This is a genomic window from Vibrio sp. B1ASS3 (assembly GCF_905175355.1).
Taxonomy (GTDB): domain Bacteria; phylum Pseudomonadota; class Gammaproteobacteria; order Enterobacterales; family Vibrionaceae; genus Vibrio; species Vibrio owensii.
Map to the genome: position 1 here is coordinate 3,623,362 of NZ_HG992742.1, position 16,162 is coordinate 3,639,523.

Annotated in this window: 17 protein-coding genes; 11 read left to right on the forward strand and 6 right to left on the reverse strand. The window is 45.9% G+C overall.

Annotated elements, in window-relative coordinates:
• Window positions 1-86 precede the first annotated feature (86 nt).
• The gene (gene msrA, locus KJB05_RS16350; protein ID WP_020196535.1) at window positions 87-725 is read left to right on the forward strand and encodes a peptide-methionine (S)-S-oxide reductase MsrA; all 639 of its coding nucleotides are present in this window, start codon (window positions 87-89) and stop codon (window positions 723-725) included.
• Between the two features lie 49 nt (window positions 726-774).
• On the opposite strand, the gene KJB05_RS16355 is transcribed toward msrA, so the two are convergent.
• Window positions 775-975, reverse strand: coding sequence for a DUF1107 domain-containing protein (locus tag KJB05_RS16355; RefSeq protein WP_009707816.1), 201 nt, complete (start codon window positions 973-975; stop codon window positions 775-777).
• A 215-nt stretch (window positions 976-1,190) separates the two neighbouring features.
• On the opposite strand from KJB05_RS16355, the gene KJB05_RS16360 reads away from it, so the two are divergent.
• The 7 genes from KJB05_RS16360 (at window position 1,191) to KJB05_RS16390 (ending at window position 6,732) form a co-directional block, all read left to right on the forward strand.
• Window positions 1,191-1,742 (forward strand): YtfJ family protein, encoded by a 552-nt coding sequence (locus tag KJB05_RS16360; protein WP_009707817.1) that lies wholly within the window; start codon window positions 1,191-1,193, stop codon window positions 1,740-1,742.
• 176 nt (window positions 1,743-1,918) lie between these two features.
• Window positions 1,919-2,218 carry a DUF2607 family protein gene (locus tag KJB05_RS16365; RefSeq protein ID WP_005437348.1) on the forward strand — a complete coding sequence of 100 codons (300 nt, stop codon included), beginning with the start codon at window positions 1,919-1,921 and terminating at the stop codon, window positions 2,216-2,218.
• A 99-nt stretch (window positions 2,219-2,317) separates the two neighbouring features.
• Window positions 2,318-2,950, forward strand: coding sequence for a DUF2796 domain-containing protein (locus KJB05_RS16370; RefSeq protein ID WP_208444338.1), 633 nt, complete (start codon window positions 2,318-2,320; stop codon window positions 2,948-2,950).
• A 52-nt stretch (window positions 2,951-3,002) separates the two neighbouring features.
• Window positions 3,003-3,731, forward strand: a complete 729-nt coding sequence (locus tag KJB05_RS16375) for an ABC transporter ATP-binding protein (protein ID WP_208444339.1) — start codon at window positions 3,003-3,005, stop codon at window positions 3,729-3,731.
• Complete coding sequence (locus KJB05_RS16380) at window positions 3,728-4,987, forward strand: ABC transporter permease (protein ID WP_005437344.1); 1,260 nt, start codon at window positions 3,728-3,730, stop codon at window positions 4,985-4,987. The genes KJB05_RS16375 and KJB05_RS16380 overlap by 4 nt, the downstream gene beginning before the upstream one ends.
• A gap of 5 nt (window positions 4,988-4,992) precedes the next feature.
• Window positions 4,993-5,487 (forward strand): DUF3299 domain-containing protein, encoded by a 495-nt coding sequence (locus tag KJB05_RS16385; protein ID WP_009707821.1) that lies wholly within the window; start codon window positions 4,993-4,995, stop codon window positions 5,485-5,487.
• A gap of 339 nt (window positions 5,488-5,826) precedes the next feature.
• Complete coding sequence (locus tag KJB05_RS16390; RefSeq protein ID WP_020196530.1) at window positions 5,827-6,732, forward strand: TIGR03899 family protein; 906 nt, start codon at window positions 5,827-5,829, stop codon at window positions 6,730-6,732.
• Window positions 6,733-6,822: 90 nt separating this feature from the next.
• Here the strand turns inward: KJB05_RS16390 and cysC are convergent, their stop codons facing one another.
• From cysC to cobA, 5 genes are all read right to left on the reverse strand, one after another.
• Window positions 6,823-7,440: an adenylyl-sulfate kinase gene (gene cysC / locus KJB05_RS16395; RefSeq protein WP_020196529.1), complete on the reverse strand. Its 618-nt coding sequence runs from the start codon at window positions 7,438-7,440 to the stop codon at window positions 6,823-6,825.
• Window positions 7,441-7,464: 24 nt separating this feature from the next.
• A complete protein-coding gene (locus tag KJB05_RS16400; RefSeq protein WP_005437336.1) occupies window positions 7,465-9,189 on the reverse strand; it encodes an SLC13 family permease in 1,725 nt (574 codons plus the stop codon).
• Between the two features lie 210 nt (window positions 9,190-9,399).
• Window positions 9,400-10,830: a sulfate adenylyltransferase subunit CysN gene (cysN, locus tag KJB05_RS16405; RefSeq protein ID WP_208444340.1), complete on the reverse strand. Its 1,431-nt coding sequence runs from the start codon at window positions 10,828-10,830 to the stop codon at window positions 9,400-9,402.
• Between the two features lie 18 nt (window positions 10,831-10,848).
• A complete protein-coding gene (gene cysD / locus KJB05_RS16410; RefSeq protein ID WP_005430587.1) occupies window positions 10,849-11,757 on the reverse strand; it encodes a sulfate adenylyltransferase subunit CysD in 909 nt (302 codons plus the stop codon).
• A 59-nt stretch (window positions 11,758-11,816) separates the two neighbouring features.
• Window positions 11,817-12,692 carry a uroporphyrinogen-III C-methyltransferase gene (gene cobA, locus KJB05_RS16415; protein ID WP_069218285.1) on the reverse strand — a complete coding sequence of 292 codons (876 nt, stop codon included), beginning with the start codon at window positions 12,690-12,692 and terminating at the stop codon, window positions 11,817-11,819.
• 275 nt (window positions 12,693-12,967) lie between these two features.
• Between cobA and cpdB the strand changes: the two genes are divergently transcribed.
• The 3 genes from cpdB to KJB05_RS16430 all read left to right on the forward strand — a co-directional run bounded on the left by cpdB (window position 12,968) and on the right by KJB05_RS16430 (window position 16,155).
• Window positions 12,968-14,929, forward strand: a complete 1,962-nt coding sequence (gene cpdB, locus KJB05_RS16420; RefSeq protein ID WP_208444341.1) for a 2',3'-cyclic-nucleotide 2'-phosphodiesterase — start codon at window positions 12,968-12,970, stop codon at window positions 14,927-14,929.
• 97 nt (window positions 14,930-15,026) lie between these two features.
• Entirely contained in the window at window positions 15,027-15,602 is a 576-nt protein-coding gene (locus KJB05_RS16425; protein WP_208444342.1) for a Crp/Fnr family transcriptional regulator, read from the forward strand.
• A gap of 205 nt (window positions 15,603-15,807) precedes the next feature.
• Window positions 15,808-16,155: a hypothetical protein gene (locus KJB05_RS16430; protein ID WP_122068330.1), complete on the forward strand. Its 348-nt coding sequence runs from the start codon at window positions 15,808-15,810 to the stop codon at window positions 16,153-16,155.
• The last annotated feature ends 7 nt before the right edge of the window (window positions 16,156-16,162 follow it).

Sequence of the window (16,162 nt, forward strand, 5' to 3'; positions counted from 1 at the left end):
TACTACGGTCTATGTCATCACAACATCATATTCAGACTGAATAAAATAATTCGCAAAATTAAGACACGTATTGAAGGACAAATACCATGCTCAACAAACAGACAATGATCAGTATAGAAGATGCACTGCCTGGTCGAGAGGCATCAATGCAAATCGATGACACTCATTTTGTAAATCAATCGAGTTTAACGGCTCAGCCACAATCTCACCAACAACAAATTTTATTCGGAATGGGCTGCTTTTGGGGCGCTGAACGCCTGTTTTGGCAACTTGAAGGCGTCGTATCAACATCCGTCGGCTACGCAGGTGGCTACACACAAAATCCCACTTACGATGAAGTTTGCACAGGCAAAACTGGCCATACCGAAGTGGTTCGCGTCGTATTCGACGAGCGCATTATTTCTCTGGAGCAATTACTGGCAACGTTTTGGGAAAGACACGACCCTACGCAAGGAATGCGCCAAGGTAACGATTTAGGAACTCAGTACCGTTCTGCGATTTATACCTACTCGCCAGAACAACAAGATGCGGCAGAAAAATCAAAAATCCAGTATCAACAAGCTTTGCAAGAAGATCAGCGCGCGGCAATCACGACGGAAATCCAAGCGGCGGGCCCTTACTACTTTGCTGAAACCTACCATCAGCAATACCTAGCAAAAAATCCAAACGGTTATTGTGGGTTGGGCGGCACAGGTGTTTGCTTCCCACCGAGCCTTCAAGGTTAATCCGAAACGAAAAAGAGCGACGAAAGTCGCTCTTTTACAAATCTTGTCATTATACCGGGAGCGATAATATCGCTTGGTTTACTTCTCTAAATACAGAGAGTTGTTTGGGATTTTTTACGTCAGGTAGTAGTACTTTTCCATTATCAAAACGGAACTCACCCACACCTGCAATTGAAAACTGACCTTTGAATAAAGTCTTAACGAAACGCGCCACCTGACGTGGACGGTAAACAGCAAACTCACGTAGCATAACCAACCTCAACATCCTTTTGAGAAAACACTGATTGCTCTTTCCTTGGCAACCTTTATGCGCAATTTGCGACGTGGTTCATTCTATCAAATTTCAACGTTAACGCAACAATATTAGACATCATACGTTAAAGAATTGTTATAAACGGTTCTACATTTTTATTCACTGTAAGTATATACTTGGGAAGTCTCACAACCCATATGGAACATAACAATATGAAAACTAAGACTCTCCTCCCTCTTTTCCTTGCTCTTACTCCGGGTCTAGCGCTTGCTCACAACCTGTCTCTTGGAGAGAGTGTACCCGCAGCAAAAGTTGATGCTTATGGTGAAATCGTACTGCAAGGTGAAGGTGTGGCTTACCAACCTTGGGCAACTCAACAGATGCTAGGTAAGGTCCGAGTTATTCAGGCTATTGCAGGACGCAGCAGCTCAAAAGAAATGAATGCACCATTGATGGTCGCACTTACTGACGCAAAATTCCCAGCAGACGCTTACCAAACCACAACCATCATCAATCAAGATGATGCAGTTTGGGGAACAGGCTCGTTTGTGAAGTCTTCAGCACAAGACAGCAAACAAGAATTTCCTTGGTCTTCTATGGTTCTGGATGAAAACGGTGTAGTAGCAAGCTCTTGGGCCCTAAAAGAAGAAAGCTCTGCAATCATTGTGCAAGATAAACAAGGTAAAGTGTTGTTCATCAAAGAAGGCGCACTGACTCCTGATGAAATCACGCAAGTACTTGGACTTATCAAACAAAACATCTAGCTGTTTTACGCTCCTTGCCACACTTGGCAGGGAGCGACTTCCTTATCTCTCCCAGATTACTCTTCTCATAAGCACTTCTTTCACCAAAGATAATTTGCTCTGCACTAACAAAAGAGTGAACTTTTAGCGAAAATGGATGTTATATTATAACACCAAGTATCATTTCGGGCTTTAAGATGCACTATCGCTGGCTAGCAACCACACATCATTGGCGTCGCACTGTTGTCTTGCTCAGTGTTGCGTTACTGATCGTATGGAATTTCGCTACCATTGCCCATGAACTTGACCTAATTCCAGAACATCACAGCCACCATCACTGCCAAATGTTTGCAGGAGCTCATCATGGTCTGGTTAAGGCTCTACCAGAAATTCTCGCTCCAACGTATCAACGTTCAACGCATTCTGACGTTATCGAAAAGCACTTAAATGTCAGTGATGTGCGCTACACAGCACGTGCGCCGCCGATATTTGCTTAAACTTAAGAAGTCCCCATACTAGAAACAAAACTGGTTGCTAACCTCATGATTTAATTCAGCAACCACAGCAAAATAATTAAGCAAATTAGGAAAAAGAAAATGCCATCTAAACACGCTCTAGCTCTTGTTATCGGCCTATCACTAGCAGCAACTGCTAACGCAGAAGAATACCGTCAGCACGAAGCGCACGTTCACGGTCACGTAGAATTCAATATTGCTCAAGACGGTAAAGACCTATTGATTGAAATCACTTCTCCAGGCGCTGACGTAGTGGGCTTTGAACACGCACCAGAAAATGCGGAGCAAGAGCAAGCACTTAAACAAGCGATTGCTGCGCTAAAAGATACAGACAAGCTATTTGCTATCAACCAACAAGCAAAATGTGTGATTGAAGATGTTCATGTATCTCACACACTAGGCCAAGATTCTCACGAAGGTCATGACCACCATGATCATGAAGGCCACGACCACGATAAGCATGACCACGAAGGTCACGATCATGACAAACATGAGCACGACCATGAAGGCCACGATCATGAACACGGCGGCCACGGTGAGTTTACTGTTGAATACCGTTACCACTGTGATTCAGTCGCAGACCTAAACAGCATTGATACAACTTGGTTCAAGCAGTTCCCAGCGACAGAATCAATCAGCGCAAATCTATTCACTGACACTACTCAGTCAGCGACAACGTTGAACAAAGGCAACACAAAGATCGCAATTAAATAACTCACATGGCGTGTGAGTACTTACTCACACGCCATTGCTTTGGTAATTTATTATGACTGAAACCACGTCAAACGTTGTTGAGCTTGCTAATGCCCAGTTTGTCTGGCCCGGCTCTGAAAACGCGACCATTAATATTCCACACTTACACATCGCTCAAGGTGAGCATGTCTTTATCAAAGGCCCTAGCGGCTGTGGTAAATCGACTCTGCTTGCCCTACTAACTGGAATCAATACTCTTACATCGGGTTCTCTGTCTGTACTTGAGACCGATCTTGCTAGCTTAAGAGCAAGTCAAAGAGACAAATTTCGTGCCGATCACATTGGCTATATCTTCCAACAATTCAATTTGTTGCCTTACTTGAATGTGATCGAAAACGTCCTAATCCCATGCCAATTCAGCAAAATTCGCCGAGATCGAGTTGCACCAAACGCTTCGACTGCAACGCTTGAAGAGCAAGCAACATCACTGCTAGAACGTTTGCATCTTCCGAAAGCACTGCACCATAAGCCAGTCTCTGAGCTGAGTATTGGCCAGCAACAACGCGTTGCAGCTGCCCGTGCACTGATCGGCCAACCTGAACTGGTGATTGCTGACGAGCCAACTTCAGCCTTGGATCATGACAACCGCAAAGCGTTTATTGAGTTACTGATGGAACAGGCCAATCTTGCCAAAGCCACATTGGTTTTTGTTAGCCATGATCCAACTCTGGAATCTCTCTTCCACAGAACACTAAACTTGCCTGAAATCAATCAAGCGCAAACCCTAGGAGCCGCATCATGAGTGCCGTAGTAAAGCTCGCTTGGAAAAGCCTGATGAACCGCAAAGCGACGGCGATTCTTACCATCATGACCGTCGCGATTTCTGTTGTCCTTCTGTTAGGCGTAGAGCGAATTCGCACTCAAGCCAAAGACAGTTTTGCCAACACCATTTCTGGTACTGATTTAATTGTCGGCGGGCGTTCAGGGCAGGTAAACCTGCTGCTGTACTCGGTTTTCAGAATCGGCAACGCAACCAACAACATTGACTGGAAAAGCTATGAAGAATTTGCCAATCACCGAGCCGTTGACTGGGCGATTCCGATTTCATTGGGTGATTCCCATAAAGGCTTCCGAGTCATGGGGACCAATCACAGCTATTTCGAACATTACAAGTACGGAAGTAAGCAACCACTAACCTTCTCTGAAGGTCGAGAATTCAACGGTTTATTCGAAACGGTTCTAGGTTCTGATGTCGCCAAAAAGCTGGGGTATAAAATCGGTAGTGAGATCATCATTGCCCATGGCATCAGCGATGTTGGCTTTAGCCGCCATGACAATTTGCCGTTTAAAGTCGTCGGTATTCTTGCACCAACAGGCACACCCGTCGACAAAACTGTCCACGTCTCATTGGAAGCAATTGAAGCGATACATGTCGGTTGGGAAAGTGGCGCTCGTCTTGGTCCAACACCGAGCGCAGAAGAGCTCAAGGCAAGAGACTTCCAGCCTAAGCAAATTACTGCGATGTTGATCGGCTTGAAATCACGCATTCAAACCTTCGCCTTACAGCGACAAATTAACACCTATCCGCAAGAGCCGCTTAGCGCCATCATGCCGGGTGTCGCCCTACACGAATTGTGGGGAATGATGTCTATTGCTGAGCAAGCGCTAATGGCGGTATCAGGGTTTGTCGTGGTCGCAGGCTTATTGGGGATGTTGAGCAGTCTACTCACTAGCTTACAAGAACGTCGCCGAGAAATGGCCATCCTACGAGCAATGGGAGCAAGACCAAAACACGTGTTCTCTTTGCTGATCAGCGAAGCAAGCTTACTGACATTTGCAGGTATCATTGTTGGGGTCGCGGGTTTGTATTCTATGCTTGCCCTCTTGCAACCGATAATCCAACAAAGTTATGGTATACACCTAACATTAACGGCACTGTCGCCGTATGAATGGATGTTGCTTGGCTTTGTGCAGTGCGCAGGCATTGTGATTGGCTTCATCCCTGCATTCCGTGCTTACCGACAATCGCTCAGTGATGGAATGACAATTAGGATTTAGTAAAGATGTGGAAAAAGATACTCGCTAGCTGCTTGCTACTGATTTCGTTCACTGCGCCAGTATTGGCAAGTGATGAACCGTTGAAACTCGACTGGATTGATCTAGTCCCTGAGAATGAGCGCAAGATGTTCGACAGCGTAGGCATGCCTGCGACTGACCACACCGGTGGCGCGGCATTACAGTCAAAGATTGGTAATGTTCGTCCAGAACTGAACGGTAGCAAGGTAAAAATCCCTGGCTTTGTGATCCCATTAGAGGGTGACGCGAATACAGTGACGGAATTTTTGCTGGTGCCATATTTTGGCGCTTGTATCCACGTTCCACCGCCACCACCAAACCAGATCATCTACGTGAAGTTTCCGAAAGGAGCGCCAGTACAAGAGTTGTGGGATGTTATTTATGTCGTGGGGACATTAAAGACCGAGACCATAGAACATGAACTGGCAGAAACGGCCTACGTGATTGATGGCTCAGCAATTGAAGCCTACGATGACATGTAGCTTGTAGCTCAATGAGCTCGTATAGCTCATTAAGTAGATACACCAAGGCGTCGATTCGGCGCCTTTTTTCTTTCTGTTAGTTAGACAATGTAGCGCGACAAATACGCTAATACACCAACATATAAAACCAAAAGTAGCGCTATCGACAGGTGCTTTCTCAGTTTGCTTACGCCTGAATATTTCATCACCCCTCCAAAATAACGATAACAATTTTAACAACTCATTATCATTTTGAATAGCCTTTATTCTGTCAATTTCAAGACATGCCTCTCTGGTCGAGAAAACAGGAAAGGTGTAAATTTAAACAAGCGCTAATCGCCAGTCTTGGTAGGAAATGAAATGGCAGAACCAACAAAGCAACCTGTTGTTATCGAACACGAACCCACACAACAAAAACATACTCACCATGAAAAGAAGTCTGGCTACATTAAAGACAGTGCAAGTCGTGTTCAAAGCATTGCCCAAATCTACGGGCTAGACGCATTGTTGCAAAGTGATCCTCCAGCCAAAACCGCACTTGAGCGAGCTCAATTAAGAGAACAACGCCGCCAAGAACAAAGACAGAAGAACTTAGAGCAGATCCTCAAACTGGCACACAGTTCGTGTCGAGATGAGACCGCAGGTGAACCTGACCAAGACTGGTTGTATCGATTTTTCGATATGGCTCAGGACATCCACAACAGCTCGATGCAAAAACTCTGGGCTCAAGTTATGAAACGCGAAGTCACCAACCCCGGTTCAACTTCGATGAAAGCACTTAAAGTGCTGAAAGACATGTCGCCGAGAGAAGCCCAAACTCTGCAACGTGCCGCGACGTTAGCGTGCAGTTTTGGTGGTGATTCAAGTAGAAAGCTATTGATTGGCTACAAAGCGCATGGCGGAATATTCAGTTTTGGCAAACGCGATACCACCAGCAATCTCAACATGGGCAGCTTCCAGCTTCCTTATTCAAGTTTGTTAGTGTTGATTGAGTTAGGGCTGCTACACAGTACTGAATTAGAGTCTGGCGAAATTGGTATTGAAACGCCTTTGATGCTCAGCTACCAAGGTAAGAACTTGTCCTTACAGGTGAATACAAAGGGCGTGCGTCTGCTTTACTATCGCTTTACTCCGACAGGTAATGAGTTGTGTAAGCTGCTTGGTAACAAGCCTAACAATCAATACTATGACCAGATGCTAGCGCTTCTAAATCAAAGGTTTAGCGTTCATAGTGAAGCAAAAACCACAGTAAACCACACCGTTTAGTACATAAAAAAGAGCTTTTGGTCACCTATGTTCCAAAAGCTCTTTTAACTGCTCAGTGACTTTTTGGCCACCCATGATCCAAATGCTTTTTTATCGGATCACACCACGTTGTTTAAGGTCGATTAAACACAACTCCACCAGCTCTTCGACACTCTTTTCACCCGCTGGCAAATCAATTTCTGGGTTTGCTGGTGCTTGGTATTCAGAGTCAATACCGGTGAAATTCGGAATTTCTCCTGCGCGTGCTTTCTTGTACAAGCCTTTCGGGTCACGGTCTTCACACACTTCTAAAGACGCATTGACGAACACTTCAATAAACTCCCCCTCAGGCAGTAGATCACGTACCAATTGACGCTCTGCACGATGAGGAGAAATGAACGCCGACAGAACAATCAAACCCGCGTCTGCCATCAGCTTCGCCAGTTCACCAATGCGACGAATATTCTCGCGACGGTCTTGCTCAGAAAAGCCTAAGTCGCTGCACAAGCCATGACGCACATTGTCGCCATCGAGCAAATAAGTGTGGTAACCCAGTTCGGCTAAGCGATTTTCCAATGCACCAGCCACCGTTGATTTGCCCGCGCCAGACAGCCCAGTAAACCAAAGTACTGCAGGCTTCTGTTTTTTTAATCCAGCACGAAACTGTTTATCAACCGAGTGCTGATGCCAAACGATGTTTTCATCTTTTACCGGAGTTTCGGCAGTCATAACGTATCCTTGTAAATTTACAGATTAAAACGGAAAGAAGACCGGAATCAGCGTCAGTACTAGCACTGAATACACGATAGAAATCGGCACGCCAATTCGCACATAATCGGTCAATTTGTAATTCCCTACGCTGTATACCAATAAGTTGGTTTGGTACCCGTAAGGAGAAATAAAACTGGCGCTGGCGCCAAACAGCACCGCCATAATGAAAGGCATTGGATCAACGCCATAACCTACCGCCATGCTATAGCCAATAGGGAAAGACAGCGCTGCCGCCGCGTTGTTAGTAACAAGCTCGGTTAACACCAGAGTCATGATGTAAGTGGCAACCAACGCACCAAACACACCCCACCCGTTAAATGCCTCAATAAACATATCGCCCATTCGCACCGATAAACCGGACGAAATCATCAACTGTGCAATAGATAACGCTGAGCCGACAATCACCACAATATCAATTGGGAAACGACGACGAAGTTCAGACAGTTGAATCACGCCAAAGGCGAGCAGTGCTATCAAATAAGCAGCCAAACCTTTGATAATAGGGACGAGCTCCAACAACGCACAGCCAATCACTGCGGCAAAGCCAAACAGTACTAGAGCGGATTTATTCGAGTCCAAGCGCGCGCTGGAATCCAGATCGTTCACTAAAACAAACTCTTTGCGGTGCGCACGTCGCTCTGCCTCAAATCGTTTGCCGGGAACCAAGACCAATGTGTCACCCGCGGCTAATGTGATATTGCCTAAGCCACCTTCAAGGCGTTCATGTCCACGACGAATTGCCACGACTACCGCGTCAAATCTGTCACGGAAACGACTCTCTTTAAGGGTTTTATGACAGAAGGTCGCCGATGAACTGACTACCACTTCAATGAAATTTTGACCATTGAGATGTTGATGACCAAACAGCGTTAATCCGGGGATCTCTTGCAATGTCGCCACGCTTTCTACATCACCACAAAACAGCAATCGGTCTTTGGCATTCAAAACAAAGTCAGGACCAACAGAAGAAACCGTCACGCCATCGCGAATCACTTCAGCAAGGAACAATTTTCTCAAGGCACGCAGGTTATTTTCGGTAATGGTACGACCGACCAAAGGTGAACCAGGCTCAACACGAGACTCTAAGAAGTAAGGTAAATCCTCTTGGTTTTGGTCATCGTAATTAGGTAATAGATAGCTCAGCGGGATAAGAATAAGCACACCGCCAACCAACACCGCTAAGCCAATCATGGTTGGAGTAAAGAAGCTCAAGCTTGGCAGGCCGGCATCTTCAACAAAACTGTTGATGATTAAGTTGGTCGAGGTACCAATCAACGTCAACGTGCCACCAAAAATCGCCGCATAAGAAAGCGGAATCAAAAGCTTAGAAGGCGCATGTTGTTGGTTGCGTTTAATCGCGCCAATTAATGACACCACAACCGCCGTGTTGTTCGTGAAAGAGGAAAGTAAAGCGGTAGAAAAGCCCAACTTGGCAATCACACTACCAAGATGGCCTTCAGAAATACTGCGACTGACCCAGCTGATCAATAAGGTTTTTTCTAACGCGCTCGATGCGAGGATCAGCAGCACTAAGGTCAGAAGTGAAGAATTAGTAAAGTTTGCCGCAATGGTATTGAGCTCAATCATGCCCGCCATAAAGGCGATGAAAGCAGCTCCAGCAAATACGTAACTCGGTTTAATTTTGGTTACGAGTAAACAAGTGATAATGCCAAGCAAAATCGCTAATACAAATCCTTGTTCCCACATAGCCAATCCTTACCAATAAACCCGATACGGGCACAACAACGACTCGTGCAAACTTAGCTGCACGGAGTGACAAACGAGTAACCAGACAAAAAAGCAAAGCAAGCGAAAAAGAACGCCAGAATGCTCGGTTTCTTGGGCTTCCGGAGCATTCTGGATTCGGGGGAAATCAGCCTGACGGGTTTCGCAATCCCGTCAGGCTAGGTGAACCAATTACTTCTTCAATAACTGGCTCAGGTCTTTAGCTTCCCAATGCGGGAAGTGCTTACGAACCAAAGTATTGAGTTCAAGTTCGAACGCTGAAACATCCGCAAGACCACGCTCAACAGCCGCTAGGCTTTCTTTCACCATGCCCGCACCAACCGTTACATTGGTTAGACGGTCGATGATGATAAAGCCGCCGGTATCGGCACAATCTTGGTAGTTATCCAGCGCGACAGATTCGTTCAGCGACCATTCACACAAACCAATGCCGTTGAGCGGCAGTTCAGCTGCACCGTGAGTCGAAAGATTGTTGATGTCGTATTGGTGACGAATGGCTTCAACATGACCTACCGTCTTTTTACCAGCAATCTTAATGTCGTAATCACGACCCGGTTGTAGCGGTTGCTCTGTCATCCACACTACGTCAGCCAACAAGTGGTTAGTTGACTCTACTTGTGCATTTTCCAGCACCAGCAAATCACCACGACTGATGTCGATTTCATCATTCAATGTCAGCGTCACAGCCAGACCTGCTTGTGCTTCCTGTACATCACCATCAAAAGTCACGATACGTGCAACGGTTGAAGTTTTGCCTGATGGCAGCGCCTTGATCACGTCGCCTACTTTCACCGAGCCCGATGAAATCGTGCCAGCAAAGCCGCGGAAGTCGAGGTTGGGACGGTTTACATACTGAACAGGGAAACGGAAGTCACCTTCGCCTTTCTCGTGGTCAACATCCACTGTCTCAAGTAACTCAAGCAGAGACGGACCTTCAAACCAGCTTAAGTTCTGTCCTTTCTCTACTACATTGTCGCCTTCTAGCGCTGACAACGGAATAATTTGGATATCCGTCTCACCCGCTAGGTTTTCTGAGAACTGTAGGTACTCATCACGGATCTCTTCAAAACGTTCTTGTGAGTAATCCACCAAGTCCATTTTGTTGATAGCAACAACGAAGTGTTTCAATCCCAATAGGTTAGAAATGAATGAGTGACGACGCGTTTGGTCCAACACACCTTTACGTGCATCAACCAGAATCACAGCCAAATCACAGGTCGATGCACCTGTTGCCATGTTACGCGTGTACTGCTCATGCCCTGGCGTGTCAGCAATGATGAACTTACGTTTCTGCGTCGAGAAGTAACGGTAAGCCACATCAATGGTGATGCCTTGCTCGCGTTCTGCTTGTAGACCATCTACCAGCAATGCCAAATCTGGCTTTTCACCCGTGGTGCCTACGCGTTGGCTATCCGAATGAACTGCTGCTAGCTGATCTTCATAAATTTGTTTTGAGTCGTGGAGTAAGCGACCGATTAGGGTACTTTTACCGTCATCTACCGAGCCACAAGTCAGGAATCTAAGTAACGACTTGTACTGGTGTTGTTTTAAATAGCCTTCAATACCAAGCTCGGCTAATTGAGCTTCAACTGCACTGTTCATTATCTTTCCTTAGATCCTTTAGAAGTAACCTTGACGTTTCTTAAGCTCCATCGATCCTGACTGATCGTGGTCTATCGCACGACCTTGGCGCTCACTTGAAGTTGCCACCAGCATTTCTTCGATGATGCCTGTTAGCGTGTTAGCTTCAGACTCAATCGCGCCAGTCAGTGGGTAACAACCCAAAGTACGGAAACGCACACTCTTCTCTTCAATCACTTCACCTGGTTCTAGCTTCATGCGGTCGTCATCTACCATGATCAGCATGCCATCACGCTCAACAACAGGTCGCTTGTCTGCAAGGTACAGAGGCACGATCTCGATGTTTTCTAGGTAGATGTATTGCCAGATATCCAGCTCAGTCCAGTTTGAAAGTGGGAACACACGAATGCTCTCCCCTTTGTTTACTTGACCGTTGTATGTTTTCCAAAGCTCCGGACGTTGGTTTTTCGGATCCCAGGTATGGTTCTTATCGCGGAATGAGTAAACGCGCTCTTTTGCACGTGACTTCTCTTCATCACGGCGTGCACCACCGAATGCCGCATCAAAACCGTACTTGTTCAGAGCCTGCTTCAAACCTTGAGTCTTCATGATGTCAGTATGCTTTGAAGAGCCGTGCACAAACGGGCTACAACCCATTGCTAGACCTTCTGGGTTCTTATGAACCAAAAGCTCAAAGCCGTATTTCTCAGCGGTACGATCACGAAACTCGATCATCTCGCGGAATTTCCAATCCGTGTCTACATGCAGTAGTGGGAATGGAATTTTGCCTGGGTAGAAGGCTTTGCGCGCAAGATGCAACATGACTGATGAATCTTTACCAATCGAATACATCATGACTGGGTTATCGAACTCAGCAGCAACTTCGCGGATGATATGAATACTCTCCGCTTCGAGTTGTTTAAGGTGAGTTAAACGTTGTTGGTCCATGTTTTGTCTTTCCTTTTTAAGCTTGAAGGCTCATTACGTCCCTAATCTTTGGTCTGAAATTATATGGAGCTGGCAATAGCACTTTTGTTGAATTCAGTACTAGACAAAAACCAGTCCAACTTTTGAGACAGACGCACAACTTCGCCGACAACAATCAAAGACGGAGCTTGAGCTTCTTTAGATAATTCAGATAGTTGAGAAAGTTCTCCGGTGAAAACTTTTTGCTGGATTTGCGTACCGCGCTCGATGATGGCGATAGGGGTTGAGGCTGCCCTACCATGTTTGATGAGCTGATTCTGAATATAGTGTGATTTCATCAGTCCCATGTAGATCACTAAAGTCTGATTCCCACGCGCTAGCGTCGACCAGTCCATGTCGTCACTTTCTTCTTTAAGATGACCCGTAACAAACAGTGCTGATTGCGCGTAATCACGATGCGTCAGTGGGATACCTGCATAAGCGGTCGCACCTGCAGCAGCAGTAATGCCCGGAACCACTTGAAAACGCACACCAGCATCAGCCAAAACTTCCAGCTCTTCACCACCGCGGCCAAACACAAATGGATCGCCACCTTTAATACGCACCACTTTGTAACCTTGCTTAGCAAAGTCCACCAGCAATTGGTTGGTCTTCTCTTGCGGTACACTGTGGTGCCCGGCACGTTTACCCACGCATACCAAAATGGTTTCGCTTGGGATTAACGCCATGATCTCGTCAGACACTAGGTAGTCGTAAAGCACGACGTCAGCTTGTTGTAGGCAGTTGAGTGCTTTCAGCGTTAATAGCTCAGGGTCACCCGGACCAGCACCAACAAGGGCAACTTCACCCGGTTGAAGAGACTGCTTGCTGAAACGCGGAAGATCGACAGCTTGGTTATCCGAAACCAGCCGAGGCTTGTTGATTGGGAAATTCGTTACTGAATCGTTAACTGCCATGTGCTTGCTCATCATCCATTGATATCGTTATGGATGGCATTATGGCGGTGGGTTTATATTACCGGAAATTCTAAAATTTCATTTTTTATTCAAAAAACTGCTAAGAAGCTTTTGTTAGGTCTCATTCAAAATGGTGAAAAAGGCATCACTTTGACACTTTCCTCCGCATTTAATTGCCTAATGTTCACAGTTTTCTGCATCTTAGCCTGAGCTTGCACTAATATTTGTTACATTACGCTGTACGACCCCTCTATCCCATTTAATTGGAGCACCTCATGAAAATGGCAGTTAATCCCGTATCCGTCGCAGTTTTAAGCGGTATGTTGACGCTTGCTGGACCAGCGATGGCGGACACCATCAAGCTACGTATTATCGAAACCACCGACATTCACACCAACGTGATGGATTACGACTACTACAAAGATCAGCCTTCTCAGCAAATCGGTTTTAGCCGTGCGGCGACACTGGTTAAGCAAGCTCGTGAAGAAGCAGTGAACAGTGTTTTGGTCGACAACGGCGACTTGATTCAAGGCAGCCCGATGGGCGATTACATGGCAGCGAAAGGGATTAACGCTGGCGACATCCACCCGGTATACAAAGCGATGAACCAGTTGGATTACGATGTGGGTAATATTGGTAACCACGAATTCAACTACGGCCTTGAGTTCCTGAAAAACTCTATCGACGGTGCGAACTTCCCTTATGTTAGTGCTAACGTTTTCGACAAGAAGACAGGCGAGCACTACTTCAAACCTTATCTCATTAAAACGCACACGTTCAAAGACACTGATGATCAAAGCCACGAAATCAAAGTGGGTTACATCGGCTTCGTCCCGCCACAAATCATGGTATGGGATAAGAAGAACCTAGAAGGTAAAGTCTTCGCTGAAGACATCACTGAGACAGCGAAAAAGCTGGTTCCTCAGATGAAAAAAGAAGGCGCAGACGTGATTGTGGCGATTCCACACTCTGGTATTTCGACTGACCCATACAAGCTAGGCGCTGAAAACTCGGTTTACTACCTCACAGAAGTTGAAGGCATTGATGCGATTGCATTTGGTCACTCTCACGCGGTATTCCCGGGTAAAGATTTTGCCAAGCTGCAAGGTGTCGACAACGCAAAAGGCACAATTAATGGCGTAACCGCAGTAATGCCAGGTCGCTGGGGTAGCCACGTTGGCGTATTGGACTTGATGCTGAAAGAAAAAGATGGCAAGTGGCAAGTGGTTGAAGGTCAATCTGAAGCGCGCCCTATCTTCGATAAAGCCAACAAGAAATCTTTGGCAGAAGCAGATAAAGGCATCGTGGATGCACTTGTTGATGACCATAAAGGCACACGTGAGTTCGTCAACCAACCAATTGGCAAAGCAAATGACGTGATGTACAGCTTCCTAGCGCTTGTACAAGATGATCCAACGATTCAAATCGTAAACCTAGCGCAGAAAGATTACGTGGAACGCTTTATCCAAGGCGACCCAGACCTTGAAGGTATTCCAGTATTAAGCGCAGCTGCACCATTTAAAGTGGGCGGACGTAAAGACGATCCAAATGGTTTCACCGAAGTCGAGTCAGGTCAGCTGACTTTCCGCAATGCCGCAGACCTTTACCTATACCCGAATACGCTTGTAGCGATGAAGGTTAAAGGCAAAGAAGTTCATGAATGGCTAGAGTGTAGTGCAGGTCAGTTCAATCATGTTGATGTTAACAGCACCAAACCTCAGTCTTTGATCAACTGGGATAGCTTCCGTACTTACAACTTCGACGTGATTGATGGTGTGAACTACCAAATCGATGTTACTCAACCTCCGAAGTACGATGCGGATTGTAAAGTGATCAACCCAGATTCACAGCGTATCGTGAACCTGACTTACAACGGTAAGCCAGTTAATCCAAAACAAGACTTCATCATCGCAACTAACAACTACCGTGCTTACAGCGCAACCTTCCCAGGCACTGGTCCAGACTTCATCGCGTTTGATTCTCCAGATGAGAACCGCTCTGTAGTGGCCGCTTACATCTCTCGCATCAGTAAAGAGCAAGGCGAAGTGACACCAAGCGCGGATAACAACTGGTCTTTCGCACCAATCAAATCGGATAACAAACTTGATGTTCGTTTTGAAACCTCACCAAGTGATAAAGCTGCGCAGTTCATCAAAGAGAAAGGGCAATACCCGATGAAACGTGTCGCAACTGACGAAGTTGGTTTCGCGATTTACCAAATTGACCTGAATAAGTAAGGCAAGTTTGGCAATGATTTCAAGCGGCTCTCATGAGCCGCTTTTTTGTTGTCAGTAAAAACCGTTAGAATGAGAAAAACCGTTTCTGAGTTATCACATGCACAGCGATCTTTTTTCTGACTTAATCAATCATGGCTTCCTCGAAGGTGAAGCAAATCAGCTAATTGAACATGGGCAACAGCTAGAGTTGCCGACACGCCATATTCTCAATCATCAAGGTGAATCCAGCTCGTACATCTACTTTGTGTTAGAAGGTTTATGCCATGCCAGTTATCTGACCGATAAAGGGAAGGAATTCAGTAAAGAGTTCTACTGGGAAAAGGATTGGGTGATTGGCTTTGAAGGGCTTATTAAGAATCAGCCCTCGCCGTACTTATTAGAAACGCTGACACCTTGTCATCTGTTTTGCTTGCCGATTGAAGTGCTACACCAATGGCGTGAAGAGAAGCATCCTATCTACTTAAAGCTGCTCGAAGCGCAATTAATGCATAAAGAAAACAAAGAACGCTTTATGTTGCTCTACTCACCAGAAGAGCGCTACCAACTGTTTTGTCAGCATTATCCAGACTTAGAACAGCGTATTACCGATAGCCAGATTGCCGCTTACTTGGGGATTACCGCGATCAGTTTAAGTCGAATAAAAACCCGGTTGAAGCAGCATCATGAAAAGTAGAACTAAAATAATATTGACAAAAAACAATCACTTTCAGTAGTCACACTCTTATTACTAACTAACGCTATTTGTTTGAAGTATAAGCAAAAATCTCAAATCCCATCTGGATATGCATAAGGATATACCACACCCTGCATAGCCAAATTTCATATCACTCGCCTTACATTGCGGGCGAGTGTTTCATCATGAGTTAAGGGAAAAGATTATGTTTGGAAAACTGAAAGCCGCTGCCGGTGATGCCGCAAACAATAAAGCAGCAACACTCATTACGACACACGTAGAACCCGTAATGGAAGAAATCCAAGGCTACTCTCCGGCAGTTATCATGGAAGATGAGACCTACCAGAGCCAAGTTATTGAGCCGACGCTCGTTGCACTTCAAGCGGCTTCGTCAGGCGTGACCTCAATGCTGCCAAACTTTAATGAGAAGTTTAGCGCCTGCATGTTCCACCTTCGTGGCGAACTGCTCGAACTATCAGAAGATAAAGTCGCACTGATCGACGACTTCAAACAGCAGCTACCTACAGCTGTTATGGAAGGCTTAAAGCTATAGCGGTGTA